The organism is Chryseobacterium sp. WG14 (assembly GCF_024586945.1).
GTDB lineage: Bacteria > Bacteroidota > Bacteroidia > Flavobacteriales > Weeksellaceae > Chryseobacterium.
In genome coordinates this window covers 528,751-555,401 of record NZ_JALCZD010000001.1, presented here as the reverse complement: position 1 = coordinate 555,401, position 26,651 = coordinate 528,751, and the positions used below count along the sequence as shown (strand labels likewise).

Annotated in this window: 26 protein-coding genes; 8 read left to right on the top strand and 18 right to left on the bottom strand. The window is 36.0% G+C overall.

The window, feature by feature from the left end:
• Window positions 1–40 precede the first annotated feature (40 nt).
• Window positions 41–1,669, bottom strand: a complete 1,629-nt coding sequence (locus tag MP478_RS02385; protein WP_257199483.1) for an NADP-dependent glyceraldehyde-3-phosphate dehydrogenase — start codon at window positions 1,667–1,669, stop codon at window positions 41–43.
• Between the two features lie 301 nt (window positions 1,670–1,970).
• On the opposite strand from MP478_RS02385, the gene tpx reads away from it, so the two are divergent.
• Entirely contained in the window at window positions 1,971–2,471 is a 501-nt protein-coding gene (tpx, locus tag MP478_RS02380; protein ID WP_373567404.1) for a thiol peroxidase, read from the top strand.
• A 209-nt stretch (window positions 2,472–2,680) separates the two neighbouring features.
• On the opposite strand, the gene MP478_RS02375 is transcribed toward tpx, so the two are convergent.
• The 7 genes from MP478_RS02375 to MP478_RS02345 all read right to left on the bottom strand — a co-directional run bounded on the left by MP478_RS02375 (window position 2,681) and on the right by MP478_RS02345 (window position 9,284).
• Complete coding sequence (locus tag MP478_RS02375) at window positions 2,681–3,454, bottom strand: NAD-binding protein (protein ID WP_257199482.1); 774 nt, start codon at window positions 3,452–3,454, stop codon at window positions 2,681–2,683.
• Window positions 3,455–3,529: 75 nt separating this feature from the next.
• Complete coding sequence (locus tag MP478_RS02370; RefSeq protein WP_257199481.1) at window positions 3,530–5,515, bottom strand: urocanate hydratase; 1,986 nt, start codon at window positions 5,513–5,515, stop codon at window positions 3,530–3,532.
• 381 nt (window positions 5,516–5,896) lie between these two features.
• Window positions 5,897–6,334, bottom strand: coding sequence for an endonuclease domain-containing protein (locus tag MP478_RS02365; RefSeq protein WP_257199480.1), 438 nt, complete (start codon window positions 6,332–6,334; stop codon window positions 5,897–5,899).
• A gap of 460 nt (window positions 6,335–6,794) precedes the next feature.
• Complete coding sequence (locus MP478_RS02360; protein WP_230041247.1) at window positions 6,795–7,085, bottom strand: hypothetical protein; 291 nt, start codon at window positions 7,083–7,085, stop codon at window positions 6,795–6,797.
• A 52-nt stretch (window positions 7,086–7,137) separates the two neighbouring features.
• Complete coding sequence (locus MP478_RS02355) at window positions 7,138–8,133, bottom strand: D-glycerate dehydrogenase (RefSeq protein ID WP_257199479.1); 996 nt, start codon at window positions 8,131–8,133, stop codon at window positions 7,138–7,140.
• Between the two features lie 58 nt (window positions 8,134–8,191).
• Window positions 8,192–8,455: a prevent-host-death protein gene (locus MP478_RS02350; protein ID WP_230041245.1), complete on the bottom strand. Its 264-nt coding sequence runs from the start codon at window positions 8,453–8,455 to the stop codon at window positions 8,192–8,194.
• A gap of 178 nt (window positions 8,456–8,633) precedes the next feature.
• Window positions 8,634–9,284: a protein-L-isoaspartate(D-aspartate) O-methyltransferase gene (locus tag MP478_RS02345; protein WP_230041244.1), complete on the bottom strand. Its 651-nt coding sequence runs from the start codon at window positions 9,282–9,284 to the stop codon at window positions 8,634–8,636.
• Window positions 9,285–9,409: 125 nt separating this feature from the next.
• Here MP478_RS02345 and MP478_RS02340 point away from each other — a divergent pair, with 125 nt between their 5' ends.
• Complete coding sequence (locus tag MP478_RS02340) at window positions 9,410–10,372, top strand: Gfo/Idh/MocA family protein (protein WP_257199478.1); 963 nt, start codon at window positions 9,410–9,412, stop codon at window positions 10,370–10,372.
• Between the two features lie 427 nt (window positions 10,373–10,799).
• Window positions 10,800–12,530, top strand: a complete 1,731-nt coding sequence (locus MP478_RS02335; RefSeq protein ID WP_257199477.1) for a cellulase family glycosylhydrolase — start codon at window positions 10,800–10,802, stop codon at window positions 12,528–12,530.
• A 53-nt stretch (window positions 12,531–12,583) separates the two neighbouring features.
• Here the strand turns inward: MP478_RS02335 and MP478_RS02330 are convergent, their stop codons facing one another.
• Both MP478_RS02330 and MP478_RS02325 read right to left on the bottom strand, forming a co-directional pair.
• Window positions 12,584–13,714: a reverse transcriptase family protein gene (locus tag MP478_RS02330; protein ID WP_257199476.1), complete on the bottom strand. Its 1,131-nt coding sequence runs from the start codon at window positions 13,712–13,714 to the stop codon at window positions 12,584–12,586.
• A gap of 195 nt (window positions 13,715–13,909) precedes the next feature.
• Window positions 13,910–15,157 (bottom strand): hypothetical protein, encoded by a 1,248-nt coding sequence (locus MP478_RS02325; protein WP_257199475.1) that lies wholly within the window; start codon window positions 15,155–15,157, stop codon window positions 13,910–13,912.
• A 56-nt stretch (window positions 15,158–15,213) separates the two neighbouring features.
• On the opposite strand from MP478_RS02325, the gene bla-A reads away from it, so the two are divergent.
• The 4 genes from bla-A to MP478_RS02305 are packed head-to-tail and all read left to right on the top strand — an operon-like array spanning window position 15,214 to window position 17,723.
• The gene (gene bla-A / locus MP478_RS02320; RefSeq protein WP_257199474.1) at window positions 15,214–16,092 is read left to right on the top strand and encodes a CGA/CIA family class A beta-lactamase; all 879 of its coding nucleotides are present in this window, start codon (window positions 15,214–15,216) and stop codon (window positions 16,090–16,092) included.
• Between the two features lie 32 nt (window positions 16,093–16,124).
• On the top strand, window positions 16,125–16,532 hold the full coding sequence (locus tag MP478_RS02315; protein WP_257199473.1) for a hypothetical protein: 408 nt from the start codon (window positions 16,125–16,127) through the stop codon (window positions 16,530–16,532).
• Between the two features lie 9 nt (window positions 16,533–16,541).
• Entirely contained in the window at window positions 16,542–17,438 is an 897-nt protein-coding gene (locus MP478_RS02310; protein WP_257199564.1) for a 3-hydroxybutyryl-CoA dehydrogenase, read from the top strand.
• A 45-nt stretch (window positions 17,439–17,483) separates the two neighbouring features.
• A complete protein-coding gene (locus MP478_RS02305) occupies window positions 17,484–17,723 on the top strand; it encodes a hypothetical protein (RefSeq protein ID WP_002977986.1) in 240 nt (79 codons plus the stop codon).
• 48 nt (window positions 17,724–17,771) lie between these two features.
• On the opposite strand, the gene MP478_RS02300 is transcribed toward MP478_RS02305, so the two are convergent.
• The 5 genes from MP478_RS02300 to dnaN all read right to left on the bottom strand — a co-directional run bounded on the left by MP478_RS02300 (window position 17,772) and on the right by dnaN (window position 24,044).
• Window positions 17,772–18,182, bottom strand: coding sequence for an META domain-containing protein (locus tag MP478_RS02300; RefSeq protein ID WP_230041239.1), 411 nt, complete (start codon window positions 18,180–18,182; stop codon window positions 17,772–17,774).
• A gap of 202 nt (window positions 18,183–18,384) precedes the next feature.
• Window positions 18,385–20,787, bottom strand: coding sequence for a phenylalanine--tRNA ligase subunit beta (gene pheT, locus MP478_RS02295; RefSeq protein ID WP_257199472.1), 2,403 nt, complete (start codon window positions 20,785–20,787; stop codon window positions 18,385–18,387).
• Window positions 20,788–21,041: 254 nt separating this feature from the next.
• A complete protein-coding gene (locus tag MP478_RS02290) occupies window positions 21,042–21,674 on the bottom strand; it encodes a YkgB family protein (protein WP_257199471.1) in 633 nt (210 codons plus the stop codon).
• Window positions 21,675–21,739: 65 nt separating this feature from the next.
• Complete coding sequence (locus MP478_RS02285; RefSeq protein WP_257199470.1) at window positions 21,740–22,570, bottom strand: response regulator transcription factor; 831 nt, start codon at window positions 22,568–22,570, stop codon at window positions 21,740–21,742.
• Window positions 22,571–22,913: 343 nt separating this feature from the next.
• On the bottom strand, window positions 22,914–24,044 hold the full coding sequence (gene dnaN, locus MP478_RS02280) for a DNA polymerase III subunit beta (RefSeq protein WP_230041237.1): 1,131 nt from the start codon (window positions 24,042–24,044) through the stop codon (window positions 22,914–22,916).
• Window positions 24,045–24,354: 310 nt separating this feature from the next.
• On the opposite strand from dnaN, the gene MP478_RS02275 reads away from it, so the two are divergent.
• A complete protein-coding gene (locus tag MP478_RS02275; RefSeq protein ID WP_257199469.1) occupies window positions 24,355–24,711 on the top strand; it encodes a diacylglycerol kinase family protein in 357 nt (118 codons plus the stop codon).
• A 37-nt stretch (window positions 24,712–24,748) separates the two neighbouring features.
• Here MP478_RS02275 and MP478_RS02270 read toward each other — a convergent pair whose 3' ends face one another.
• From MP478_RS02270 to MP478_RS02260, 3 genes are all read right to left on the bottom strand, one after another.
• Entirely contained in the window at window positions 24,749–25,207 is a 459-nt protein-coding gene (locus MP478_RS02270; protein WP_257199468.1) for a GyrI-like domain-containing protein, read from the bottom strand.
• 169 nt (window positions 25,208–25,376) lie between these two features.
• On the bottom strand, window positions 25,377–25,709 hold the full coding sequence (locus MP478_RS02265) for a gamma-glutamylcyclotransferase family protein (RefSeq protein WP_257199467.1): 333 nt from the start codon (window positions 25,707–25,709) through the stop codon (window positions 25,377–25,379).
• Complete coding sequence (locus tag MP478_RS02260; RefSeq protein WP_257199466.1) at window positions 25,709–26,338, bottom strand: GDSL-type esterase/lipase family protein; 630 nt, start codon at window positions 26,336–26,338, stop codon at window positions 25,709–25,711. The genes MP478_RS02265 and MP478_RS02260 overlap by 1 nt, the downstream gene beginning before the upstream one ends.
• Between the last annotated feature and the right edge of the window lie 313 nt (window positions 26,339–26,651).

Sequence of the window (26,651 nt, the reverse complement as noted above, 5' to 3'; positions counted from 1 at the left end):
AGAATTTTTATTTTATGTTAAATCGATGTCAGAATTTTCTCTAGAAAATATAATCTGTACTTAAAAAGTTGGAATCGTGATCTCTAACAATTGTATTGAGCAATTCTTTATTGGATTCCGTAAGTTTTGCGGCTACCAGGGATCTTATAGAGAATGAACGAAGTGCATCAAAAACAGAAAGTGTACCTTCGGCACTGTCTTTTCTTCCGGTAAAAGGAAAAACATCCGGTCCACGCTGTGCCTGGCAATTGATATTAACACGGCTCACAAGATTCACAAATGGGTCAATCAGTCTGGAAACTTCCTGTGGATCTTCACTGAAAATGCTCACCTGCATCCCGTGAGAAGCATTCACCTGATATTCTATAGGCTCTTCAATCTCCTCAAACGGCACTACAGGAATTATAGGGCCAAATTGTTCTTCATGATATAGTTTCATCTCACTGTTCACAGGATAAACTACCGCCGGAAAAACAAAAGATTCTTCTGTATAGCCTCCCTGCTTATTTAAAACCGATGCTCCTTTTGCCAATGCATCATCAATACATTCTTTTAGATAAGGAGGCTTATTCACCTCCGGAAGCGGAGTCACCTTGACATCTTTTTCCCACGGAAGTCCCGGCTTCAAAGCAGAAACAGCTTCACTCAGTTTGGCGGTAAACTCTGCGGCAATTTCTTTCTGCACAAAGATGAGTTTTAAAGCAGTACAACGTTGTCCGTTAAAGGAAAGTGCTCCCAAAATACATTCACTCACTGCCACATCAAGGTCGGCATGTTTTGTAACAATAGCCGCATTTTTAGCATCCAGACTTAAAATAGCTCGTAAGCGGTTAACTTTCGGATGTAGTTTTTTCAACCCATTCGCTACTTTACTGGAGCCAATGAAAGCCAATACATTCACCTTTCCGCTTTCCATAATCGGAGTGATGATCTCCGAACCTTTTCCATACAGCGTATTCACGGTTCCTTTCGGGAAGGCTTCTTTAAATGCATTCAACAGTGGATAATGAGCCAATACTCCATGCTTCGGTAACTTGAACAAGATTGTATTTCCCATGATCAGCGCAGGAATCAGTGTGGTGAAAATCTCATTCAAAGGATAATTGAACGGCCCCATACTCAAAACAACGCCCAATGGCGCTCTTCTGATCTGGGCGATTGTTCCTTCGGCCTGCTGAAAACGGGAAGATTCCCTGTCAAGATCTTTTAATGCATCAATTGTCTGGTTGATATAATCTACGGTACGGTCAAATTCTTTGGTAGAATCAGCCAGGGTTTTTCCGATCTCCCACATGAGTAGCTTAATAACAAGATCACGCTGCTGAATCATCAGGTATACGAATTTCTGCATGCACTTTATTCTTCCTTCCACAGACATGGTGGGCCACTCGCCTAATCCGTTATTATATGCTTTTACACAGGCATCAAGAACTTCCATTGCTTCTGCAGGTCCTATATTCGGAATACTTCCCAGCAGCTTCCTTTCCAATCCGTTTTCTGTAGGAATACAGACCGGCGAATAAATGTTCTGCATTTCTCCTTTCCATTCTACCAGTTCTCCATTAAGCAGATACTCCTTCTGATGGATCTCGGGAACTTTATATTCTTCGGGAATTTCATTTTCACTTTTAAAAATATCCTGAAATGACGGTGTGCTGTTCGAGTTCATATTTTCTAAAATTTTAATAATCTGAATCTAATTTTTGAAGAATAAAGGTAGATGTAAAAAACGATTTTAGAATCTATGGTTTAATAGATTTGTTCTATTTGCAAGCTGTTTGAATGAAAATTAAAATTGACTTTAAGATAAGACCGTTTTAGTCTGAGAATAGATTTAATCTATTTAAATTGAGTATTGGCAATCGAAAAAAGAATAATTTTGCTAAAAAAATAAATTCATGTTTTTAAAAGTAATTTTCAGTACATTATTTTTCTTATCAACATTTAGTTTTGCTCAAAATTCTAAAGCAATCAATACTGTTTTGTTAAAAGGAACACCAGTACGTACCTATTCCAAATTACCGGAGATTAATAAACCTGCTCCTAAATTCACCCTTACGGATGTTAATATGAATGACCAGAGCTTGGATGCTTATAAAGGAAGGTATGTGATCCTCAATATCTTTCCAAGTGTAGATACGGGAGTTTGCTCAGCATCTGTTCATCATTTCAATGAGGATGCCGGAAATCTTCCCAATACGGTGGTTCTTTGTATTTCCAAAGATTTACCTTTTGCTCAAAAAAGATTCTGTGGTGCTGAGGGGATCAGCAATGTGGTGATGCTTTCAGATTTCCGTTCCGATTTCGGATGGAATTATGGGGTAGAAATGATAGAATCTCCGATGAAAGGACTTCTCAGCCGAGCTGTTGTAGTGATTGACCCTTCAGGAAATATTATTTATGAAGAGCAGGTACCGGATATTTCTCAGGAACCTAATTATGAGGCAGCTATTGCAGCGGTAAAAAATTAATTAGTTTTTTGCTTACCATAATAAACATCTCCGGCGATCTTCGATCGCCGGAGATGTTTATTAATACCAATAAGATTGCGTATATATAGAACGCTTTAGAACACTAATAGGAATATTGACTATCGGGACTAAAAATACAGCGATATACATATGAAAATCAAATAAAAAACCTGCCTCACAGCAGGTTTTTATTCCTTTTAACATGATCATTAAGAACCAGTCGTAAGATGAAAATATCGTGGATCCGGATAATGAAATTCAAAATCCAGGTCTGAAATTAATTTTGAGGAGGATATTGTTCTGCCTTGGGTAGTACGGTCACCTGAATACGGCAGATTTTTCTGGGCATTGATAATCTCTTCCTTATTAGGATGCACAGGAGCCACCACATTATAAACTTTGGATTGCGATTGATTCTTCAGCATTTTTTCAACAACTGAACAAATATCTGCATAATGAATATGGTTGACCAACAGATCCAGATTGGATATATTATAATTCTTAAGCAGTCTCAGGTCTCCCATTAATCCGGCCAGTCTTAGAATATTAACCTCAGGAAATCTGCTTTTTATGATACTCTCGCTTGGAACATCATCCGCGGAACAGTCTTCTTCTGTAAATTCTTTTTCAGCATTCGGATATACTCCTGTAGAGCTCATCAGGTAGAGCTGTCCTTTATAATCTCCAAGAAATGCCAGTAAATTCTGAGCCCTCTCATGCAACGGAATTTCAGCACCCCTTATCCCTGAAAACGGAACCGTGATAATTACAGCATCCAGCTGTGGTGCCATAGCCCATTCCTGCATTGTTTCGGATATATCATCGTCCGGAAAGCTGACCTGTGTCACACGGTATCCTTTAGCTGATAAATCTTCTATTTTAGACTCTGATGTAGTTGTTACAAAAATCTCATATTGCCCGGATAATCTCTGTGCAATATGACCGCCCAACCAACCACAACCTATAATTCCTATTTTTTTCAATTTTTAATGTATTAGTCTGTTTGTTAAAACAAATAATCGTCTATGAATTCATCACCACCTCTCCATCTTTATTATTTACAGTAGGTTTTCATCTACAAGATTAGGAAGCGTCACTTTCAGGTTCGGCTCAATTTCCATCGCTCTTTTTATCGCGAACATAGCGCCTTCATTTCTGGCCCAGCTTCTTCTTGAGATTCCGTTATTAACGTCCCAGAATAGCATAGATTTTAATCTTCTGTCTGCATCATCACTTCCATCCAACAGCATTCCGAAACCTCCGTTGATTACTTCTCCCCAGCCTACACCGCCTCCATTGTGAATAGAAACCCAGGTAGCACCCCGGAAACTATCACCTATCACATTATGAATCGCCATATCTGCTGTAAATCTTGAACCATCATAAATATTGGAAGTTTCTCTGTAAGGAGAATCTGTTCCTGATACATCATGATGATCTCTTCCCAATACTACAGGTCCTATCTCTCCGTTTTTAATCGCTTTATTGAAAGCTTCAGCAATTTTCATTCTTCCTTCTGCATCTGCGTACAGAATTCTTGCCTGGGAACCTACCACTAATCTGTTTTCCTGAGCCCCCTTGATCCACTGGATATTATCTTTCATCTGCTGCTGAATTTCTTCAGGAGAATTTTTGATCATTTCTTCCAATATCGTACAGGCAATAGTATCCGTTTTCTGCAGATCTTCCGGTTTTCCGCTGGTACATACCCAACGGAACGGTCCGAAACCATAGTCAAAGCACATAGGTCCCATAATGTCCTGAACATAACTAGGATATTTAAACTCCCTTCCCAATGTTGGATTTTCAGCCATTACATCAGCGCCTGCTCTGGAAGCTTCCAGTAAGAAGGCATTTCCGTAATCAAAGAAATAAGTACCTTTCTTTGTATGTTTATTAATAGCTGCAGCATGTCTCTTTAAAGTTTCCTGTACTTTTTCTTTGAATAGCTCAGGATCTTCAGCCATCATTCTGTTAGATTCCTCAAAGCTTTGCCCTACCGGATAATATCCTCCGGCCCACGGATTGTGAAGTGAAGTTTGGTCTGAACCGATATCAATCCTTAGATCTGCTTCATCAAATTTTTCCCAAACATCAACGATATTTCCAAGGTAGGCCAAAGAAACAGCTTCTTTATTCTGCTGAGCTTCTCTTACTCTTTGTACCAGTTCATCAAGATCTTCATGGATTTCATTCACCCATTTCTGATCGTGACGGATTTTTGTGATCTTTGGATTCACTTCTGCACATACGGTAACACATCCTGCAATATTTCCGGCTTTTGGCTGAGCACCGCTCATACCTCCTAAACCTGAAGTTACAAAAAGTCCTCCCTGAGGTTCTTTATTTATTTTTCTGAAAGCATTTAAAGCGGTAATTGTTGTCCCATGAACAATTCCCTGTGGACCAATGTACATATAACTTCCTGCAGTCATCTGACCGTATTGAGTTACCCCCAATGCATTGAATTTCTCCCAGTCATCAGGCTTGGAATAATTTGGGATCATCATTCCATTCGTTACTACCACTCTTGGAGCATCTTTATGTGACGGGAACAACCCCATCGGGTGTCCAGAGTACATTACTAAAGTTTGTTCATCTGTCATTTCAGACAAGTACTTTATGGTTAAAAGATACTGTGCCCAGTTTGAAAAAACGGCACCATTTCCACCGTAAGTGATCAGTTCATGGGGATGCTGAGCTACTGCATAATCCAGGTTATTCTGGATCATCAGCATAATTGCTTTTGCCTGCTCAGATTTCCCAGGATAATCCGTAATCGGTCTCGCCTTCATTTCATAATCCGGACGGAAACGATACATATAAATTCTTCCGTAGTCTTCCAGTTCCTGCTTAAATTCAGGAATTAATGCTGCATGAAACTTAGGATCAAAATAACGTAAGGCATTCTTCAATGCCAGTTTTTTTTCTTCTTCCCCTAGAATTTCTTTACGCTTCGGAGCATGGTTAATATTTGTTTCGTATGGTTTTGGCTGTGGCAGCTGATTAGGTATACCTTGTTGTATTTGTTCTTGAAATGTCATATTGCTATTTAAAGTTCTATGTTTAAACAATGTTTGAAGTTTTAAAGATATTCAAATTATAAAATACCTGCAACAAAACAGGGGAAAAGCTGAATAAGGGAAAAGGGTGAAAGGGTAGATTTGTTGTATCTATTATCTCTTGTATGCTTTTCTTACCACCCCGTCTTCTCCTTTCAGTCGAATCCACCCCTCCAAAGGAAGGGAATTCCTTTCTTAGAAAACGAAGTGTTGAGTATAAAAATAAAAAAAATTACTGGAATTAAGACGGCAAAATATATCTGTTACACATATTGAAATAGTGTCTACCATTTGATTTTTGAAAAAGCCTATATTGAATAAAACACTCAGATTCCCCATCCTTCGGAGGGGTGGATTCAAAATTCAAGGAATTTTGGAAGACTGGGTGGCTCCATAATGCAGAATAATAAATTCCTCCAGCTCTCTCATCACTATACTAAGATTATTCCTGACATCAAAATCATCAATCCTGAAAACCATTAATCCTAAAGACTCTAAATACTCTTGTCTGATTCCGTCGTAAACTTCTTTCCCATCATGACTTGAACCGTCAATTTCAATGACCAGTCCTAATGTTTTCACATAAAAATCAACAATATAGTTTCCAATAATTCTTTGTCTGTCAAAATCAATATTGTGAAATACTCTTGCACGAACTTTTTTCCAAAAAAGTACTTCTCCAAGAATTCTTGCTTTTCGTTTTTCTTTCAGTAAAATTATTAAATGAGGATTAAAGGGTAGGTTTTCTACAAAATTCCTCTGAATCGGAATATTCCGTATATGTGTTAGAGTTTGTTCCATTATTGTGTTTTTTCGTTTGACCACCCCGTCTTCTCCTTTCAGTCGAATCCACCCCTCCGGGAGGAGGGGAATTTCTTTCTTAGAAAACAAAGTATTCAGTATAAAAATAAAAAATCTTACTGAAATTAAGATGACAAAGTACTCTCTTGCATATATTGAAACATTACCCGTCATGTAAAATCTGAGAAAACCTATATTGAAATGAAAAACCTCAGATTCCCCTCCTTTGGAGGGGTGGATTTCAAAATTCAAGGAATTTTGGAAGACGGGGTGGTCTCATAATTCTGAATAATAAACTCTTTCAACTTTCTTGTGTGCTTCTAACCACCCCGTCTTCTCCTTGCAGTCGAAGCCACCCCTCTGGAGGAGGGGAATTCCATTCTTAGAAAGCGAAGTGTTAGATATAAAAATAAAAAACCTCACTGAAATTCAGTAAGGTTGGTATTTTTGGTTTCAAAACTTAAGTTAAGACATCATCATTTTCTTCTTCATGGTCATCTTCATTATCGCTGAGGCTCCAATAATTATTTTCTTCATCCTCCGCTCCTATTTCTTCCATATCGTCATCATCTTCAACGCCGGGAATATCTAATCCTTTATCAATTTTATCCTCCTCCTCTTCATTCAATATAGGATTTCCATCTCCGTCAAGCGAAATATGCTTTTCCTTTTTGAATATATCTTCGTTGGGATCATAATCCATACGCTCCAGCCTTTTGTTCTGTTCATTAATATTGTTTTCAGGTGCCATACTATTTAGGTTTTATTGTTTATATGATAAGAACAAAAATAATTCCAAGTTGCTATATAGTATCAGAATAAACTTTAGGATTGGCACAATGTGGCATTTTTTCGCCTCTTGAAAAAGCGATGATATTTTCGGCAGCCAGCCTTGCCATTCCGTTTCGGGCTTCCATAGTGGCAGAACCAATATGTGGCAGTACGCAGACACTTGAAAGTTCCAACAGCGGATCCTTTTCAGACATAGGTTCGGGATTGGTAACATCTAAACCGGCTCCCCAGATCTGTTTTGAGGCCAACGCTTCGTACAAATCTTTTTCGTTCTGAAAACCTCCTCTTGCTGTATTGATGAAAATAGCATTAGACTTCATTTTTTCAAAAACAGAGCTGTTAAAAAGATCTTTCTGTTCAGGAGTAAAATTAGCATGAACACTCAATACATCTGATCTTTCTATGAGTTCTTCAAAAGAAACATAAGCGGCACCCAGCTCCTTCTCTGCTTCTTCATTTCGGTGGCGGTTATGATAAATGATTTCCATATCAAAGGCTTTTTGGGATTTTTTAGCCATTTCGAAACCTATTCTGCCTAATCCTAAGATTCCCAAAGTTTTTCCATACAGCTCCTGTCCTAAGGCATGCAAAGGATCAAACGTTCCCCATTTTCCTTCTTTCACTTTCTGAAAATTATAACTTGCCCTTCTTGCTACCGACTGCATCAATAAAAAAGCCACATCGGAAGTAGCTCTGCTCAACACATCAGGGGTATTGCCTATAGGAACATGCTTTTGAGTGGCCTCTTTTATATCAACATGATCGAACCCTACCGAATACAGCGCTATTGCTTTAACATTGGGGCATGCTTCAAAAAATTCCTTATTATATTTAAAATCATTTCCTATGCTTAAGATGGCATCCACATTCCGGCAATAGCTTAACCATTCTTCATGAGAAAGGATTTCATTTTTTGGAAAGAGCACCTCCAATCCTTCCTGTTCCAGTAGTTTGATTCCTATTTCAGGAATTCTTTTATTTACAAAAACTTTCATTATGTCGTTCATTAGTTTACACAAAAAACCTCACTTTGTTAGAAGTAAGGTTCAACTTTAATATTAAAAATTATTTTTTTTCATCAGAATGATTTTTATTTTTATCCCATGCTTCTGAGGCCATTTCCTGGATCTCTTCCCAAACTTCTTTTGCTGATTTCTGCGCATGGGACATGAACCCCTGTTTGGTTGCTTCCTGATTCTTACCTTTCATCTCATTGATGTAATCTTTTACTTGCTGGGAATAGCTTTCTACACTATATCCCGGGTTATTATGCAAATTTTTCTGAAGATTACTGAAATCGTGTGACGCCTTGAATCTATTCGTATCCATAATAATAAGATTTAAGTGATTAGATTCTAAAGAAGTTCAATTTTCATTCCGAAAATGCGTTAAGATATTTTAAATTTTGACTAAGTTTTATTGTATAAAAAAACGGACTAAAGTCCGTTTCTTTATGATTAAAAGGTATAAAATTGATGTTAAGACATCTCCTCTGCATCCAAACCTCTTATTGATTGGTATTTCCCAGCATCGGAACAAATTTATAAGCCCCAAACTCTTCTTTTTCAAACTCTGTAGATCCTATTTTCGTAAATCTATACAGTACCTGTTCATCTGTAGGTCCCAAAGGAATAACCATTTTACCTCCTACGTTCAGTTGTTTCAACAATTCTGTAGGTAAAGTTGAGGCTCCACAGGTTACAATAATTTTATCGAAAGGAGCAAATGTTGGCAGCCCTGCAAAACCGTCACCAAAGCTTTGAAATTTTGGAAACAGGTGCATTTCCCTTAGTTTCTTTTTAGAGAAATCAAAAAGGTCTTTTTGTCTTTCCACGGTATATACATGGGCCTTCATTGCGAGTAAGACAGCAGTCTGATATCCGCATCCGGTACCAATTTCCAACACTTTTTCCCCGGCTTTCACCTGTAGCAATTCCGACTGTTCCGCTACCGTTGAAGGGTGCGAAATGGTCTGATGTGCCAGAATAGGGAAAGCCCTGTCTTCATAGGCAAAATCTTCAAAAATGCTTTCGATAAAAAGGTGTCTCGGAACTTCACTCATTGCCCGGAGTACATTTTCATCTGAAATTCCAATTCTCCGCTGAAGATACTCAACTAAAATCTTTCTTTTTCCTTTATGTACAAACGAATCCTGCATTTGACAAAAGTAATAAATTAGAAATTAGATTTCAGAGATTCCCGGAAAGAATTATCCACAAAAAACTAATTTCCGGCTTCTACAATCTAACTTCTTTCTTATCTTTACAAAAATATATTACAACTATGTTAAAAGCAGGTTTGGTAGGTGCCGGACACTTGGGGAAAATACATTTAAGACTTCTTAATCAGTCAGATAGATATGAGCTTGTAGGTTTCCATGATAAAGATGTTGAAAACGGAAAAAAAATAGAGGCCGAATTCGGGTATAAATATTTTGAAAATTTTGAGGAATTACTGAGCCAGATCGATATGCTGGACATTGTAACGCCAACGGTTTATCATTATGATTATGCTTTAAAGGCCATTGAAAAAAAACTGCATTTCTTCATAGAAAAACCTGTTACACAAACACTTGAACAGGCAGAAGAAATTTTACGGTTATGTCTTGAAAACAACATTAAAGCACAGGTAGGACATGTTGAAAGATACAATCCCGCTTTTATTGCCACTAAAGAATATATCCAGAATCCGATGTTCATTGAAATCCATAGGCTGGCAGAGTTTAATCCGCGCGGTACGGATGTTTCTGTGGTATTGGACCTTATGATCCATGATTTGGATATTTTATTGAGTATGGCAAAATCTAAGGTAAAAAACATTCATGCAAGTGGTGTTTGTGTGGTGAGTAAGACTCCGGATATTGCCAATGCCAGAATAGAATTTGAAAATGGATGTGTGGCCAACCTTACCACTTCAAGGATTTCTATGAAGGCAATGAGAAAAAGCCGGTTCTTCCAGAAGGACGCTTATATTTCTGTAGACTTCCTGGAGAAAAAAGCTGAAGTCATCAGGATGAAAGATGCTCCTGAAAACCCTACTCCATTTGATATGATCATAGAAAATGCTGACGGAGAGAAAAATCAGATCCTTTTTGAATATCCAAACATTGAACCTAATAATGCCATTTTGGATGAATTAAATTCTTTTGCCGATGCAATTACCGGTGACAGAAATGTAGAAGTTTCTCTTGAAGATGGAACTGAGGCATTGAAAGTCGCTTTAGAGATTGTAAGGCTTATCAGCTAAGAATGAAAATAAAATCTGCTTTGTTTACATAAGCAGCTATTACAATACTATCTTGTAATTAGAAGAAAAATGGTTATGAGATAGATTGTAATAAATAGAAAATTTCAGTGAATTTATAAGAATCCATTTCTTAAAGCTTGTAACGAAGTCTTCACACTATCTATTTCCAAAAAGATAAAATGAAGCAATTTTTTCTCATTGGTGATTTTCATTCTCGTTAAAATCTAAAAAGATTAAAGTTTTATCAATATAAAGTCATTTATAAAACAAAAAAAACAATATATTTGAAAAACAATCAATAAGCAATTGAAAAATTTTGTTTTACATATTCAATGGATTTCTGACAAAATAAGTGAGCTTACCACAAACTCTTGCTGTGGTGCTATAATCCATTCTAAATAACCTTCCTTAACACATTTAAACTACTATGAAAAAAACCGTTTTATTTTCCGCTTTATTATTGTCTCAATTTGGGACATCACAGTTATTAAAGACCTCAGGACAAAAAATCGTTAATGATAAAGGCGAAAATATTCAGCTTAGAGGTCTTGGCCCGGGCGGCTGGATGCTTCAGGAGGGATATATGCTTAAGACAGCTGATTTTGCAGGTCCCCAATATAAAATAAAGGAAAAAATTGCTGAGCTGATTGGCGAGGATGGGATGAATGAATTCTATAAAGCCTATTGGAAAAATGGAATTACCAGGCAGGATATTGATTTTTTGGCAGAGGCAGGTTTCAATTCGATACGGCTTCCTATGCATTATAATCTGTATACACTTCCTATTGAAAAAGAGCCCGTAAAAGGTAAAAACACATGGCTGGAAGAAGGTTTTAAGATGACAGATGATCTGCTTCAGTGGTGTGCAGACAATAAGATATATCTGATCCTTGATCTTCATGCGGCACCCGGAGGCCAGGGGAATGACGTGAATATTTCTGATAATGATAAGTCCAAGCCCTCTCTTTGGGAAAGTGAAGAAAACCAGAAGAAAACCATTGCCCTTTGGAAAAAACTGGCTGAACGATATAAGGACAGTCCATGGATTGGAGGCTATGATCTGATCAATGAACCTAATATTAACTTCACGGGAAAAAATCCAAATGGTACAGACGAAATGTCAAACGCTCCGCTTTGGAAGCTGCAAAAAGACATCACCAGCGCTATCCGTGAAGTAGATAAGAAACATATTATTTTTATTGAAGGAAATGGATGGGGCAACAATTATAACGGACTGATACCCATCTGGGATGACAATATGGTGTTTAGCTTTCATAAATACTGGAACTATAATGATGACCCAACTTTGAAATTTGCTTTAGACCTTAGAGAAAAATACAATATGCCGATCTGGCTTGGAGAGACCGGTGAAAATTCAAATGTCTGGTTTACGGAACTGATCCAGCTTTTGGACAAGCATCATATCGGATATGCATTCTGGCCCATGAAAAAGATAGATAATATTGCAGGAATCACTAATGTGAAAACGACTCCTGAATATGAAAAGCTATTGGATTACTGGAAAAACGGAGGTGAAAAACCGTCTAAAGAATATGCCAAGAAAGCATTAATGCAGATTGCTGAGAATTATAAGTTCAGCAATACCGAAATTAAAAACGATGTCATTGATGCCATGTTCAGACAGGTAACCGATCCTTCTACTAAACCGTTTAGAAATCACCAGGTCCCGGGAAGAATTTTCGCTTCAGATTATGATTTGGGCAGAATGGGTGCTGCTTATCTTGATAAGGATTTTATCAATCTATGGGTAAGTGATCCAGCCAAAAGATCAGAATGGAATTCCGGCCAGCAGATGAGAAATGATGGTGTAGACCTCTATCAGTGTACTGATGCAATCACGAACCAGTATTATGTAGGTAAAACAGAATCCGGAGAATGGCTTCAGTATACGGTTGCATCAAAAGCTGACAAAAATTACACTTTCAGCATCCGATATGCTGCTGAGAGCAACTCCAACATAAAAATTGAAACGACTTCAGGAAAACTGCTGGCTTCTGTGCCTTTAGCTTCCAGTGGAGGAAAAGAAAACTGGAAAACAGTATCTGTAAAAAATGTCCGCCTTCAGAAAGGAGAAAACAAAATCAGGATATCCTTTGAAAACGATGGTACCAATCTGAATTATTTTGAAATAAAATAGCAATAATTAAATACAACTTCTTTTCAGAAACATGAAAAGAAGTTGTATTTAATTTAATCAATACTCCAATCTATTTTTTTAAATATATCCAACATTTTTCCCGCCACTTCTTTATTAATTGAGTTGATGTAGCAGATATGACCGTACAACCAATCATGAAACTGAATTTTATTATATTGCTCTGACTTTTTAGCCCATCTCAAGTGATCATCTACACCTCGTGTTCTACAAAAATACAAATGCCTAAAGATTTCTTTTCTATACTTTTTAGACAGATTGACATCATTCGTAACGGTTAGTCCAGTCACACACTGTCGTTGTCCTTTTATTCTGATTTTTACTTTATCGGAATTCACAAAAAAACCTTCTGATTCAACAATGTTTGTAATGATATATTCATAGGGCAGCACTCCATCATTTTGAGTAATTGAAAAAGTAAGATCATCAGCATACCTGCTATAACGAAAATACAGCTTGCTTGATAATTGCTCCAGCTTCCTATCTAAACCAGCAGCTATAATATTAGCCAACATTGGACTAGTAGGGGCTCCCTGAGGCAGAACGGCAGTATCTGAATTTCTGATAGTAGAAAGCTTAAGCTTAGATTCATTATCAAATTCTTCCCAATATGTTTTTCTGTTTTTTGCAGTTACTAATTTTGCAAGAGATACTGATAAGTTTCTAATATATCCGAACGATTCAAAAACACGAACTACTCTATCAAATGTGATAGAATCATAAAACTTGAGTAAATCTACTTTTAAAATTTTTTTAGAATTTTCATGTACCAAAGCATTATTAAAAGTACTTTGTTTCGGTACAAAACCTTTACAAGAATCGCTTAGTTGATAAGAATATAAAATATTAATTAGTATCCATTTCTGAATATACTTTAAATCTTTTGAGGGAACCATTATCTCTCTATATCCACCTCTCTTCTTCTGTAATTTAAAATATCGATATCTTTTATATTTATATTGATAGCCACTATCATTTTCCCCGATCAAAAACTTCAAATAACTATATTCAACACCGGCTTCCTGAGCCAGATGATATAATGAAAAAATAACAGGAAAACCTTTGGACTCTAAATGATGTATATACTTAATACAATTATCTATATATTCTTGGGATTTTCCTTCCTTTTTTGCTGCTGAAATAAACTGTTCAAGAGGAAATGACATTATTATTACTTATCTTTATGATTTATATTTTGGAAAATAAATGAAATTATTAATAAGCTAGATGAAATTTTAGGTTATAAGTCTAGATGGTCATCGGTTCATCTAGCTTATTAAAAATCTTATCAAGTAGCTTTAAAATATCTTGGTAAACGTCACCAAGACCTAATAGTTCTCTATTAATTGTTTCTAATAATCTTATGTTTTTCCTCCGAACTGTTTTGGTAAATATACTTTATTTTTTGGTAACATATTCATTGGGCTTTCCTTTCTGAAATTTTCTGTCCGAACGACAGCATTAATATTATTAATCAGACTCATCCCAAGCAATGTTATCTCTCTATTTTTAGTAAATATTTGAAGTCTTACCCCAAGTGTGTAAATATCTTTAAGTTCTCTATTTGTTAAGCCAAGTAACTGACACAAAACCATATCCTCAAGGTTTTCTTTTTTCTTCAAAAATAGGATAGCAATAATTGAATGATGCTCTTTGGTATTATAAGCGAAGGTTCTTTTTTTAGGACGATGGTCCGAATATTCGTAAGTATTATTAATTTTAAGGATATCTAAACCCAACCTATTATACACTCCTATAAAAAAGGCATATTCTTTTTTTAAATCTCTAATTTCACTAATTTTACTATTATCAATTCTGGGAAATAAAAATTTCCATTTTTCCGTATTTGCCCAAACTATAGGAAGCGTATTATTAGGAGTACCATAAAAAAAACTAATGAATGCCTCAGTATCTGAATAACCTAATGGAGCATATTTGAAATATTTATATTTTTCTATAATCCTTTTCGTTTCATCCAAATTTCCGAAAAACCTTAATGGTGATTTTTCTTTACAAAATATTGCTGATCTGTACTGAGAGATAATATTAAGGTCTGGGAAACGATCTTTAAGATACTTTTTAGCATTAAACATCGTAACAACAGCCAACAGATTAACACTTTCAAAGTTATTTTCACTTATCCATTTCTTAACATTTTCACTAGAATAAACCTTACAAAATGAATGCCCAGATCCTATAAAATCATCAATAAAAACAATGTGTTTATATTGATTAGTATTTTTTATATTTTCATAATCGAATTGGATGAGAAAATTATTTCTACTTTTGAATGCATTCGAATGCTTTAAGGGGTAAGTGATTAATGTAGAACTTTTTCCAATTTTTCCAAAAGGAATAAAAATAACACCCTCATCAACTTTAATATCTTTTAAAAACTCATATAACAAATCATCTAACCTCATTAGAAGTTCATTATAAGGGATATATTCAAAATTTAATAAGAGAGTAAGAATATGCTCAACGTCATCTTCCTCAAAATTTTCAAGCCATCTTATAATATGAGTAGGAAATTTTGAATATTTTAATCTGGGTAATAAATTTTCAATTTTATAAAGAGATTTGCTATCATAAGTAAAATTATATCTCATATTATTTTTAAAATTAATTAAATTTACAAGAAATTCTTATATACAGACTTAATTCAATGAAAAAAATAGCATTTATTTTTCTCTTTATTTCGGTATTTATATCAGCACAAAAATCAATATTTGACCAAAGAATAAGCACTATTACCAAAGGTAAAAATGCTACGGTAGGAGTTTCTGTTCTTGATTTTGAGAATACATTCAGGTATAATCAATATGGGGATCAAAAATTTCCAATGCAGAGTGTCTTCAAATTTCACATTGCAACAGCTATTTTGAATCTTGTAGATCAGGGAACACTTTCCCTGAATCAGAAAGTTTTACTGGATACATCCAATTTACTGGAAGACACCTGGTCTCCTCTTCGCGATAAATACCCCAATGGAAATGTTGAAGTTTCCCTAAGTGAAATTCTTGAATTTACAGTGGCCAGAAGTGACAATAATGGCTGTGATATCATGTTGAAATTACTGGGTGGTACTCAAACCATGCAAAAATTCATGGACTCTAAAGGGATAAAGGGTTTTCAAATCAAATATAATGAAGCGGAAATGCATAAGAACTGGAATGTTCAGTATGAAAATTACAGTACACCCAATTCGGCAGTGGATGTTCTGAAAAAGTTTTATGATGGAAAACTGTTGTCAAAAAAATCTACGGATTACCTGATGAAGGTGATGCTCTCCACCTCAACCGGATTAAATAAAATGGTTGAACAGCTTCCCAAAAATACTCCTGTGGCAAGAAAAACCGGAGCTTCCGGGAAAAATAAAGAAGGCTTAACGGGTGCAGAAAATGAAATTGGAATCATCACTTTACGGAATGGCAAACATTATGCACTCGCTGTATTTGTAAGCAATTCAATGGAAACAGATGCTGTAAACTGCAAAATAATTTCAGACATTTCAAAGGAGGTTTGGGATCATTTTAATAAATAAAATATTAAGCTTATTTTTAGAGTCAATTTAACATGAAAAAAATAATAGTAACAGCAGCCCTGTTTTGTGTCACATTCTTTTACTCGCAGAAGAATCAAAACTATCTACAGATTGGCTATGCGAGTGTCTGTTGTGGGCCCCCTTCTGAGAAGCCTGTCATCAGTTATCTCAAAGAGTTTAAGAAAAAAAACCAGATAAAATCTCTGGAAATATTGATACAGGGTGGTATGGGAAGGGAAGGTGAGTTTAATGTGTACGTAGGTACCGATTATCTTAGTGTCAATCAAAAAAGCCGCCTTATAAGAGGCCTTATGGCTACTGTTTCCAATCAAAACAACAGAAGAGAGCAAAAAAGCAATGGTATTGTAAATTTTGACTCAGAAATTACAGTAAAACAACAGGACATCAATACTAAAAATCTAACTATCTATAAAAAATAAGGAAAAATGATCAAAAACATTGTAGTTATAGGAGCAGGAACCATGGGGAATGGTATTGCACATACTTTTGCACAAAGCGGTTTTAAAGTAAACCTGGTAGATGTATCGCAGGAAGCTTTAGACAGGGGATTAAAAACCATTACTACGAATCTTGACAGGATAATTGCAAAGGGAAACCTTACTGAGGAACAAAAAGCGGAAACATTAGGAAATATCAGTACTTTTACAGCACTTAACGATGCGGTAGGAGCAGCTGACCTTGTGGTAGAAGCGGCTACAGAAAACCTTGATCTAAAATTAAAGATCTTCGGTCAGATGGATGAGCTTGCGCCTGCAGACTGCATTCTGGCTACCAATACTTCTTCCATTTCCATCACTAAAATTGCAGCCGCTACCAAGAGAGCGGATAAAGTCATTGGAATGCACTTTATGAATCCGGTTCCTATTATGAAACTGGTAGAGATCATTAAAGGCTATTCTACTTCTAAGGAAACTTTTGATGCGATCTATGAAATGAGCCAGTCGTTAGGTAAGGTTCCTGTAGAGGTAAATGATTATCCTGGTTTTGTGGCCAACAGAATTTTGATGCCTATGATTAACGAGTCTATTGAAACTCTTTACAACGGTGTAGCCGGAGTAGCAGAAATTGATACGGTAATGAAATTAGGTATGGCACATCCTATGGGGCCACTTCAATTAGCGGATTTTATCGGGCTTGATGTATGTCTTGCCATCCTTAATGTCATGTATGATGGTTTCAAAAATCCTAAATATGCTCCTAACCCACTGCTTGTAAACATGGTAATGGCCGGGAAACTGGGCGTAAAATCGGGGGAAGGCTTTTACGATTATTCTGAGAGTAAAAAAGCTGAAAAAGTTTCAAAAATGTTTTTGAACTCATTTTAAGTCAATAATTTTATTTATCTTTGAACAAGTTAAAACATTAAAAAAATGAAATTACCAAAGTTTTTATTAGCAGATAATTCGGAATTTCCAGAAGATTTATTCGTAGTTCATACAGAATATCCAAGATTTATCTTAAACGTTGAGGAAGAAGAAGTTGAGTGGTTAGATGATCTTGAGGGTGACGATGAAGAAACTATGGCAGACGAGGCTACGAAAGTGGTAGAAGCAGCATTCAAATGGTGCGATGAAGAGTTGGCTAAGTACGACGAAGAAGAGGAAGATTAATAACAATCTAAGCATAAAAAAGGAACTCAATTGAGTTCCTTTTGTTTTTTATTCTGTTTTATTGAATTTCAATAATAAAAGATTGTCTTTATATAATTCTAAGGTATTTCCTGAAATTACATATTTGTTTGCTTTCGACATCATATCCATAAAGTTCTGCTCTACACTGATGTTGGTACACATCATTTTTGTAGATCCCATCTGGCCTGCAGTGAATCCCCCTGAAGACGGATCTACTGTAGCTGTTCCAAAGTAATTATTACAACCCGCATTCCCGGTGATCTTTTCTCCTTCAATATTCAGTGTGGGAATTTTACCTTTTACATTGTCAGCCAGTGTCCATTTTGTATTGGCAAGAGCCGGCTGGGCTTTTCCTACTTTAGAAGCGGAAGGGCTGGTCATGGTTCCACATGACGCCAATACTGCTGCTGTACATATACTTAAAAAAAGATTTTTCATTTTTTTCTTTTTGAATTAATCAAATTTACGGATTTTATATTATTTAAACGGATTGCGGTGAATTTTATTATTCATTAACAGTTGATATCTGAGATATTTTCCGGGATCTTCTAGCTACAGTACTATTGCAATTCTTTCCGGGGTACAATAAAAAAAACGGGCTTAAAGCCCGTTTTGTATATATAAATTATTTTTCTTACAATTAAGATCTCAATTCAGCATTGAATTCTTTCTGGAAAGATTTGATCAAAGAATCCATTACTTCTGTAATTTCTTTTTCTTCCAGCGTTTTTACTTCATTTAAAAGCTCAAAGCTCATGGCATAAGATTTTTTACCTTCCGGAAGATTCTTACCTTCATAGACATCGAATAAGTTAATTCCTTTGATAAATGGAGATTTATTCTTTTTTGCTGTCTGGTATAATTCTTCGTAGCTTATATTTTTATCAATCAGTAAGGCAAGGTCTCTTCTGATCTTATTGAATTTTGGAATGTCCTTAAACTTCAGCTCATTCTTAGAACGTAATTCCTGAGCCCATTCCAGTTCAATTTCAGCATAGAAACATTCCTGATCGATATCTGAGTCTTTCAACAATGCGGGCGCTACTTTTCCAATTCTTACTAAAGTTTTTCCATCTGCTTCATACGCTAAAGCATCAGAGAACCTTCCGTCAGTTAAAGGCACTTCTTTATAGTTTACCGCAAGTCTTTCTAATAAAACTTTTACATATGCTTTAAGATTGTAGAAACTTACCGCAGATTTAGGCTGTAGCCAGTTTTCTGCAACATCTCTTCCTGTTACCAGGATTGCCAGCTGCTTTCTCTCTTCGTACTTATCTTTTTTATGGTAGATCTTTCCGAATTCGAAGAATTTAATATCCTGATTTTTTCTGTTGATATTGTAAACAGCATTTTCAAGAAGCCCTTCCAATAAAGATTTTCTCATGAATGCCAAGTCCCCACTTAAAGGATTCAACAGCTTTACAGCATCAGTTTCATCTTTTACAGAAGTCAGTGAATTATTCATTACTTCGTTGAAACCAAGGCTCTGTAAAGTTCTTGCCCAGCTGTTTTCCAGCTCATCCTGATCGTTTGCGCTTAATTTTACAGGGGTAAATGAAATCTTTTGCGGAGCATCAATTTTATTATATCCATAGATTCTTAAAATTTCTTCAATAACGTCAATCTCTCTTGTTACGTCAGCTCTGTAAGCCGGTACTGAGATTTCAAAACCGTTAGGAATTTCATTTAAAACCTGGATTTCCAATGCTTTTAAGATTTCTTTTACTTTTTCTCTGTGAATTTTTGTTCCTAAAATCTGCTCAATCTTAGAGAATCTAATGATCACATAGCTATCCTCAATTTTCTTAGGATATTCTTCCAACAAATCACCTGCCAGTTTTCCTCCTGCCAGTTCCTGAATTAATTTTATAGCGTGAGTGATTGCTGTTCTTGTAATATTAGGATCTACTCCTCTTTCAAATCTGAAAGAAGCATCGGTATTTAAACTGTGTAATTTTGCACCTTTTCTTACTGCAATCGGATTGAAGTATGCACTTTCAAGGAATATGGTTTTGGTAGCATCAGACACTCCTGAAGTAGCACCACCGAAAACACCGGCAATACACATTGGAGTGTCTTTACCGTCTTTGATCATGATTTCAGTACCGTTCAGGGTTCTTTCCACTCCGTCTAATGTGGTGAACTTTGTTCCTCCTTTTACTACTCCTACCTTCACTTTTTTATCGGCAATTTTATCGGCATCAAATGCGTGAAGCGGCTGCCCATATCCATGAAGAATATAATTTGTAATATCTACAACATTATTGATCGGGCTTAATCCGATAGCCTTCAACCTGTCTTTTAACCAAGCCGGAGATTCTTCTACTTTTACATCTTCAATCACGGCTCCGATATATCTTGGGCATAATTCGGCATCTTCAATGACCAGACTGAAATCATTTGTCCCTTCATTATTTAAAGCTTCAGAAGCAACTTTATTAAACTGAGATTTCAGCTGATTCGTAGAAAGATAAGCATGAAGGTCTCTTGCTACCCCGTAGTGAGACATTGCATCCGTTCTGTTCGGTGTTAAGCCGATTTCAAAAACCTCATCATTAGCAAGCTCAAAATAATCTGCAAAGTTCTTACCTACTTCATATTTCGTTTCATCCAATACCATGATCCCTCCGTGATCTTCGCTAAGGCCAAGCTCATCTTCTGCACAAATCATACCCTGAGAAACTTCGCCTCTGATCTTTGCTTCTTTGATTTCAAAAAAGCTTCCGGTTTTATCATAGATTTTAGTTCCTGCTACAGCTACCGGCACTGTTTGTCCTGCTGCCACATTCGGAGCCCCACAAACAATGTTCAATACTTTTCCGTTTCCTACATCTACTGTAGTTTTGTTTAGTTTATCAGCATTAGGATGTTTTTCGCAGGTTAACACTTTCCCTACAACAATTCCCTCAAGACTGCCTTTTACACTTTCAAATTTATCTATCCCTTCAACTTCAAGACCTATATCTGTAAGAAACTCACCGATTCTTTCAGTTTTTAATTCCGTTTTCACAAAGTCTCTCAGCCAGTTGTTTGATATTTTCATCTGATAATTTTATTTTTTCTAAAGTCAGACGCTCCCTTAATGGTTTCACCTGAGTATATTTTCAAAAATTTATTTGAATTTTGCACGATTATAGCCGTACAGTTTTAAGCGTACAAATGTCGTGTTTTTTTGAGAAATACAGAAATTTAGAATCAACTTTAAGATAATAAATTTTCGTTAATTCCACTTTCAGAGGGTAAGGAAACGGCTCAGGCGTCAGGTCTTACTTTAGTTAAAAGATTCTCAGCCCCCAATCACAATATTGAGTTCCTATCATTCGGCGATTTAACCACCTTTTTTAAACTGTCTGAAAACAATAAGAGCCCCGCTGCCATCATGATAACATCTTTTATTACCAAACGGCCTGCTCCCGACAGATAAGGAAATCCATATTGAGGAGTAGGAAAATCTCCGCCAAGGTCAGGAACATAGGCTTCTGGAGTGGTGACTAAAAATGACAGAGTCACCAAGGACATCAGAAAGGTGAGGCCGCCTCCCAAAGCTCCTGTTTTGGGAAACCAGATACCAAGCAGTACTAAGCTTCCAATGATTACAATCATTGTTCCCAAGCCATATGAAAATACATAAGTTCCGTTCTGCATATGCCATTCTATATTTTTCTGTACCGTTTTCCCTTCCGGGGTTTTATATAAAGTATATTCGGAAACCTGTTTCTGATCTTCATTAAGAACTTTATTTCCCGCATTTTTATAGAGAAAACTCATGAAGGGACTGTTTGCAACAAACGGAACAATACCGTCGGCCTCGTAATGGAATGCCTTAAGTCCGCCAATCCAGGCCATCACGATGAATATTGAAATTCTCAGAAAATTGAAAGAATAAACGTCCAGCTTTAATAAATACGCGAATAATCTGCTGTTCTGCATATGATTTACTTTTTCTTACAAAAGTATTCAGATACAAACCTCCCGGGAATAGATATTTGAGGACATTACATGGACATTTTTGCCACTATGGAAATCCCTACCTTCTCTCTGTACTTTTTGGGAGAACATCCCACCGATTTTTTGAAATACCTGCTGAAGTAGAATTCATCACTGAATCCCAGCTCTGAAGCAATTTCTTTAACAGACCGATACGTCAGGTGAAGAAGCTTTTTGGATTCCAGAATAATTCTTTCATTAATAAGCTGGCTGGGTGTTTTAGCAAATTCTTTTTTAACCGCTTTGCTTAAAATATTATTGGTAATATTAAGTTGGTCACTGTAAAATGAAAGTTCCTTTTCATGTCTGAAGTAAGACTCCAGCAGTTTCTGAAATGCTACTGCATTTTTGTTAGGAAGCTTTTCGTTGGAAACGGATCTGTTACTGACTGTATTTTTCTGTTTACTTCCTATGGCAAGAATAAGCTGTATATAGGTTTTGATAATTGATTTTGAAAACTGATGATTTTCAGAATTTTCTCTTTTTATATGGTTAAAAAGTTCCAGAATATATTCGTAGCTCTCTTTGATCAGTTCTATCCCCGGATTCAGATAAATAGTATTGAAAAGAAGCCCATTGCAGGCCACTTCTTCTTTATGATACTCTATGCAGTAGTAATCCCCATGAAAGAAAAGCACAGAAACCTCTTCATCGGACTCTGATGCCAGTTTCAGCTTTTGGTAAGGTGAAAGAAATAAAATGGTATAGCCTTTATATGGGTAATTGATATCATCTACAGAGTAGACTCCATCACCTTTCCATACAACAACAGTATAATTTTCAGTGGAAAATTTTGCAGGGAAAACGGAGGTATGATAGGTCTGTATTTCTACTTCCATAATTAAAGAGGACAATTATCTGTTTAAGGATGGTAAAAGATAAGTATAAACTTCGGAAAAAATAAAGTTTCTAAATGTAAATGATCCCAATATTTTTTACAATGATCTATTTATGACAATCTTGTTTGTGATTTTTATGTCAATTTCGTGACTTTTGTGTAATTAGTGTTTTTTAAACGCAAAGGTTTAATAGCCACATGTATATTTTAGGGGAGCAAAGATGGAATCAACTTTGTTGATCCTTTTTAAGCTGGCGTTTAGATATTCTTTATGATCCTTTTGTTTATGGAAAAAATAAAAGCCGGAAAATTCCGGCTTTTACTGATGTATTTTAATCTCTGTTTTACAATCCGATTACCGGCATTGATAACATTAAGATATTTTCGTTTTCTTCAAGTCCATCAAGGGGCTCAATGATACCCGGTCTGTTTGGCTGAGACATTTTCATCGTTACATCATCAGAACCAAGAATTGTCAGCATTTCAGTTAAAAACTTAGAACTGAACCCGATATTGATATCTTCACCGTTGTAGTCACAAGGAATCTGCATATCTGCTTTGTTTGCATACTCTGTATCTTCTGCATGAAGGTGAAGGATGTTTCCCGAAAGCTTAAATCTTACCTGGTTGGTAGATTTATTAGACATGATAGATGCTCTTTTGATAGCTCCAAGCAAAAGGTTTCTGTTGATCGTCAATACATTTGGATTTTCTTTTGGAATTACCGCGGTATAGTTTGGATATTTTCCGTCGATCAGTCTGCAGATCCAGATATGTTTATCAAAAGTAAACTTGGCCATATTCTCATTGAAGTCGATTTTAACGTCTTCATTAGAGCTTGCCAGGATATTTTTGAAAATGTTCAAAGGTTTTTTAGGCATGATGAATTCCATAGGTTCGGCATTCATCAGGTCTGTTCTTTTATAAACAACCAATCTGTGAGAATCTGTAGAAACGAAATTCGTTTCATTTTCTCCAAACTGGAAAAGAACTCCCGTCATTACCGGACGAAGAGAATCATTACTTGTTGCAAAAAGTGTATTGGTAAGGGCTTCAGATAATACTCCCGCTGGCATTGTTACATTTTGAGAAGCATCAAATTCCGGCAATTCAGGATAATCATCCGCATTGTCTAATGCTACTGCAAAGTTGTCTTTTTCATCTAAAATCTCAAGCTGGCTTCCGGTTCCTTCAGCATTGTCCTTTACGGCAAATGTTAAAGGCTGTTCGCCATAGGTCTTGATAAAATCCTGAAAAATTTTAGCAGGAACAGCAAATTTACCTGTATCATCAGACTTTACGTCTAAAGAAGTAACAAGAGTTGTCTCGCCATCAGATGCTGTAATGGTAACATTATTTCCGTCTAGTTCAAAAAGATAATTTTCTAAAATAGGTCTCGATTGAGAGCTTGATATTACGCCACTTACAGTTTGCAAAGCCTTCTGCAGTTCACCACTTGAAATAATAAATTTCATAGATTTAAAAATAAGTTTCTACAAATATAATAAATAGATATAACAAAGAAAAAAATAATCTCTAGGAGTTTTTAACAAACATCAACAATCTGTTTCCAGAGCTGACATTATACCTGATTTCTGCTGCCTTTATTTCCGCTTCAAAAGCACAAGCTGTAGTCCCTACATTCTTTAAAAACATCACTATTAACGGGAAAACTCACATTATACAAATTATTTCTTCCTATCGCTACTATCTTCTCTCAAATATAACAGATTATCTGCAACAATCAAAATACAAAACCTATCTTTGTTAAAAAAGTAACCACTCATGCAAAAGCCTCCTATTCATAAAAGTTTTCTGAATGCTTTCCATGGAGTCTTTTTAATGATCAAAACGGAGAGGAATTTTCAGATTGAACTGCTGGCCTTTTTTGCCAACTTATTTTTCACCTTTTATTTACACCTGTCCGCCACCGATGCAGCCATTGTTATTTTTCTTTCATTTGCTGTTTTAAGTGCTGAAATTTTCAATACCGCCATTGAAAGGATCTGTGATATCATCCAACCTGATTTTGATCAAAGAATAGGCTTTATTAAAGATATTGCTGCCGGGGCTGTACTACTGCTGGCTATAGCTTCTGTAATTGTTGGGGTTCTTGTTTACTGGAAGTATATTTTTAGCTGAGAGAAGAAAGGAAGCTTTTTATAAATTTGCAACTCTCCTACTTTACCGCAATAAAAATATCCACTTCTGCATCTGAAGGATTCTGTGCTTTTTCTCCATACACCTCAAAATCAGCAGTAAAAGCTCTCCCCAGATCCATTTCCCAGATTTTTAGCCATTGATTGATGACCAGATCTTTTGTAAGATCTCCCTTTGCTGTAAATTTCACATAATTTCCCCCGTTAAAAGAATACCCCACCATTCCGTCAGGAATATGATCAAGATTTTTCACCTTACATCCAAGAACTGTGGTATAAGGTTTTGTATGATCTTTTTCATAATCTGTGTAGATTGCATAAACCGTAGTATCCATTTTATCCGGAATGGCATCCGGGATACTTTCTTTCATAAACTTTTCCCATAGTACCCCGATATCTGCCGCTGCCTGATTATTTTCATTAGTTGTTCTTACCGCAATACCGATAACCTGGCAAGGTTCTGTTTTTACATTGTTCATTCTTCAATATTTTTTATTACGATCAAAGATAACGTTGGGTTGTGACAACAGTATGTCAACAGGGGTTTTCGGGGTTGGATTTTTATGTTTTGGCTAAAGCCAATTGAAATGGGCAATTAAAAAAACAGGCTGAAGCCCGTTTCTATTGATATTGATTCCGTATCATTTTTTATTTTCCCACATAAATAAATCCTTTCTTGCCTGATTTGAAAACGGTTTCAATTCTTTTATAATCATCCACTTCATATTCATCAGCCTGAAGAATTTCTTCTTCTGTAACTTCAAAAAGGATACCTTCCACGTGGTCTTCTTCATTTCCGGAAAGGGTTAAAACAGGGTGGAATTTCTCTCCGCTTTTACGCACTACTTCAGGATCTGTAATTTTAATCATCCCCAGTATGTATCCGGAAAGAATATCTTCTTCTCCCTGTAAAATCCGTCCGAATGTTTCAAGCTGTACCCGCTCTTTCTGCAGGGTTCCGTAAGAAAATAAATGAGGCATTATAAGTATTTTTCAATGATTGGTATGGCTATTTCAGCCATCATTCCGTAGCCTTTCTCATTAGGATGAACTCCGTCTGCAGAAAGCAGGACCTCTTTATCATCTAATAACGCTGCATAAAAATCAATATACCCTAAAGAGTATGCTGTTGCAATATCTTTAAGGATTTCGTTATAGGCACTCACTTCCTCATTAGACCTTAGTTTCCCGGAGTTTACCTCTACCCCATCTATATTTTTGGAAATGGGAAGAATACTTACCAGGTAAATATCTCTGGAAAACTGTTTTGCAAGCTGAACAGCTTCTATGATATTATTTTTAAATTTTTCAGGCTCTACGACCTGTACTCCTTCTTTTATGGCAAGGTCATTAGCTCCGTAACTTAAGAAAACCAGGTTTCCATCTGCTGAATTTCTGGCACTTAATTCTACAGGCATTCGCTTCAATAAACCTTCTGTGGTTTCGCCGCCGATTCCCAAATTGAATAAAATCAGTTCATCACCATTTCCTTCGTGGAATTTTTGCAGGGCATATCGCTTTAAAATATCTACCCAGCCTCCAAAAACACCATCATATTCTCCATATGTTATACTGTCCCCAAAGAACAGTCCATATATTATTTTCTTCATTCAGTTAATTCTTTTGATTTTTGATTTTGCTTCTTATTACAGCTTTTCAAATATTTTTCAAAGTAAGATAAAATCTGCTGGATTAGCTTAATCTGCGGGAGATTTTTATAAAATTATATTGAAGAAGTTTTTTAACCATTAAGATTTTAAGTGGTTAAGGGAATAGCTGAAGTTATCTATTAAGTGACGCTATAAATTCATCTTTGATGAACCTTAGCTTGCCTTAAAATTATTTTCTTAATGGTGTACATTTCTTTATTTTTTGACGCAAAGATTTTATTATGATTCTTTAGATTTCAGGGAGCTAAGAGGA

Bases quoted from the DNA above. Each gene is read 5' to 3' on its own strand.
- MP478_RS02270 (WP_257199468.1), bottom strand. From the start codon at position 25,207: ATGAACAATGTAAAAACAGAACCTTGCCAGGTTATCGGTATTGCGGTA.
- MP478_RS02355 (WP_257199479.1), bottom strand. From the start codon at position 8,133: ATGAACGACATAATGAAAGTTTTTGTAAATAAAAGAATTCCTGAAATA.
- MP478_RS02300 (WP_230041239.1), bottom strand. From the start codon at position 18,182: ATGAAAAATCTTTTTTTAAGTATATGTACAGCAGCAGTATTGGCGTCA.
- pheT (WP_257199472.1), bottom strand. From the start codon at position 20,787: ATGAAAATATCAAACAACTGGCTGAGAGACTTTGTGAAAACGGAATTA.
- MP478_RS02275 (WP_257199469.1), top strand. From the start codon at position 24,355: ATGCAAAAGCCTCCTATTCATAAAAGTTTTCTGAATGCTTTCCATGGA.
- MP478_RS02335 (WP_257199477.1), top strand. From the start codon at position 10,800: ATGAAAAAAACCGTTTTATTTTCCGCTTTATTATTGTCTCAATTTGGG.
- MP478_RS02330 (WP_257199476.1), bottom strand. From the start codon at position 13,714: ATGTCATTTCCTCTTGAACAGTTTATTTCAGCAGCAAAAAAGGAAGGA.
- MP478_RS02315 (WP_257199473.1), top strand. From the start codon at position 16,125: ATGAAAAAAATAATAGTAACAGCAGCCCTGTTTTGTGTCACATTCTTT.
- MP478_RS02345 (WP_230041244.1), bottom strand. From the start codon at position 9,284: ATGCAGGATTCGTTTGTACATAAAGGAAAAAGAAAGATTTTAGTTGAG.
- MP478_RS02350 (WP_230041245.1), bottom strand. From the start codon at position 8,455: ATGGATACGAATAGATTCAAGGCGTCACACGATTTCAGTAATCTTCAG.
- MP478_RS02385 (WP_257199483.1), bottom strand. From the start codon at position 1,669: ATGAACTCGAACAGCACACCGTCATTTCAGGATATTTTTAAAAGTGAA.
- MP478_RS02285 (WP_257199470.1), bottom strand. From the start codon at position 22,570: ATGGAAGTAGAAATACAGACCTATCATACCTCCGTTTTCCCTGCAAAA.
- MP478_RS02260 (WP_257199466.1), bottom strand. From the start codon at position 26,338: ATGAAGAAAATAATATATGGACTGTTCTTTGGGGACAGTATAACATAT.
- MP478_RS02360 (WP_230041247.1), bottom strand. From the start codon at position 7,085: ATGGCACCTGAAAACAATATTAATGAACAGAACAAAAGGCTGGAGCGT.
- MP478_RS02370 (WP_257199481.1), bottom strand. From the start codon at position 5,515: ATGACATTTCAAGAACAAATACAACAAGGTATACCTAATCAGCTGCCA.
- MP478_RS02325 (WP_257199475.1), bottom strand. From the start codon at position 15,157: ATGAGATATAATTTTACTTATGATAGCAAATCTCTTTATAAAATTGAA.
- MP478_RS02290 (WP_257199471.1), bottom strand. From the start codon at position 21,674: ATGCAGAACAGCAGATTATTCGCGTATTTATTAAAGCTGGACGTTTAT.
- MP478_RS02265 (WP_257199467.1), bottom strand. From the start codon at position 25,709: ATGCCTCATTTATTTTCTTACGGAACCCTGCAGAAAGAGCGGGTACAG.
- MP478_RS02340 (WP_257199478.1), top strand. From the start codon at position 9,410: ATGTTAAAAGCAGGTTTGGTAGGTGCCGGACACTTGGGGAAAATACAT.
- bla-A (WP_257199474.1), top strand. From the start codon at position 15,214: ATGAAAAAAATAGCATTTATTTTTCTCTTTATTTCGGTATTTATATCA.
- MP478_RS02305 (WP_002977986.1), top strand. From the start codon at position 17,484: ATGAAATTACCAAAGTTTTTATTAGCAGATAATTCGGAATTTCCAGAA.
- MP478_RS02365 (WP_257199480.1), bottom strand. From the start codon at position 6,334: ATGGAACAAACTCTAACACATATACGGAATATTCCGATTCAGAGGAAT.
- dnaN (WP_230041237.1), bottom strand. From the start codon at position 24,044: ATGAAATTTATTATTTCAAGTGGTGAACTGCAGAAGGCTTTGCAAACT.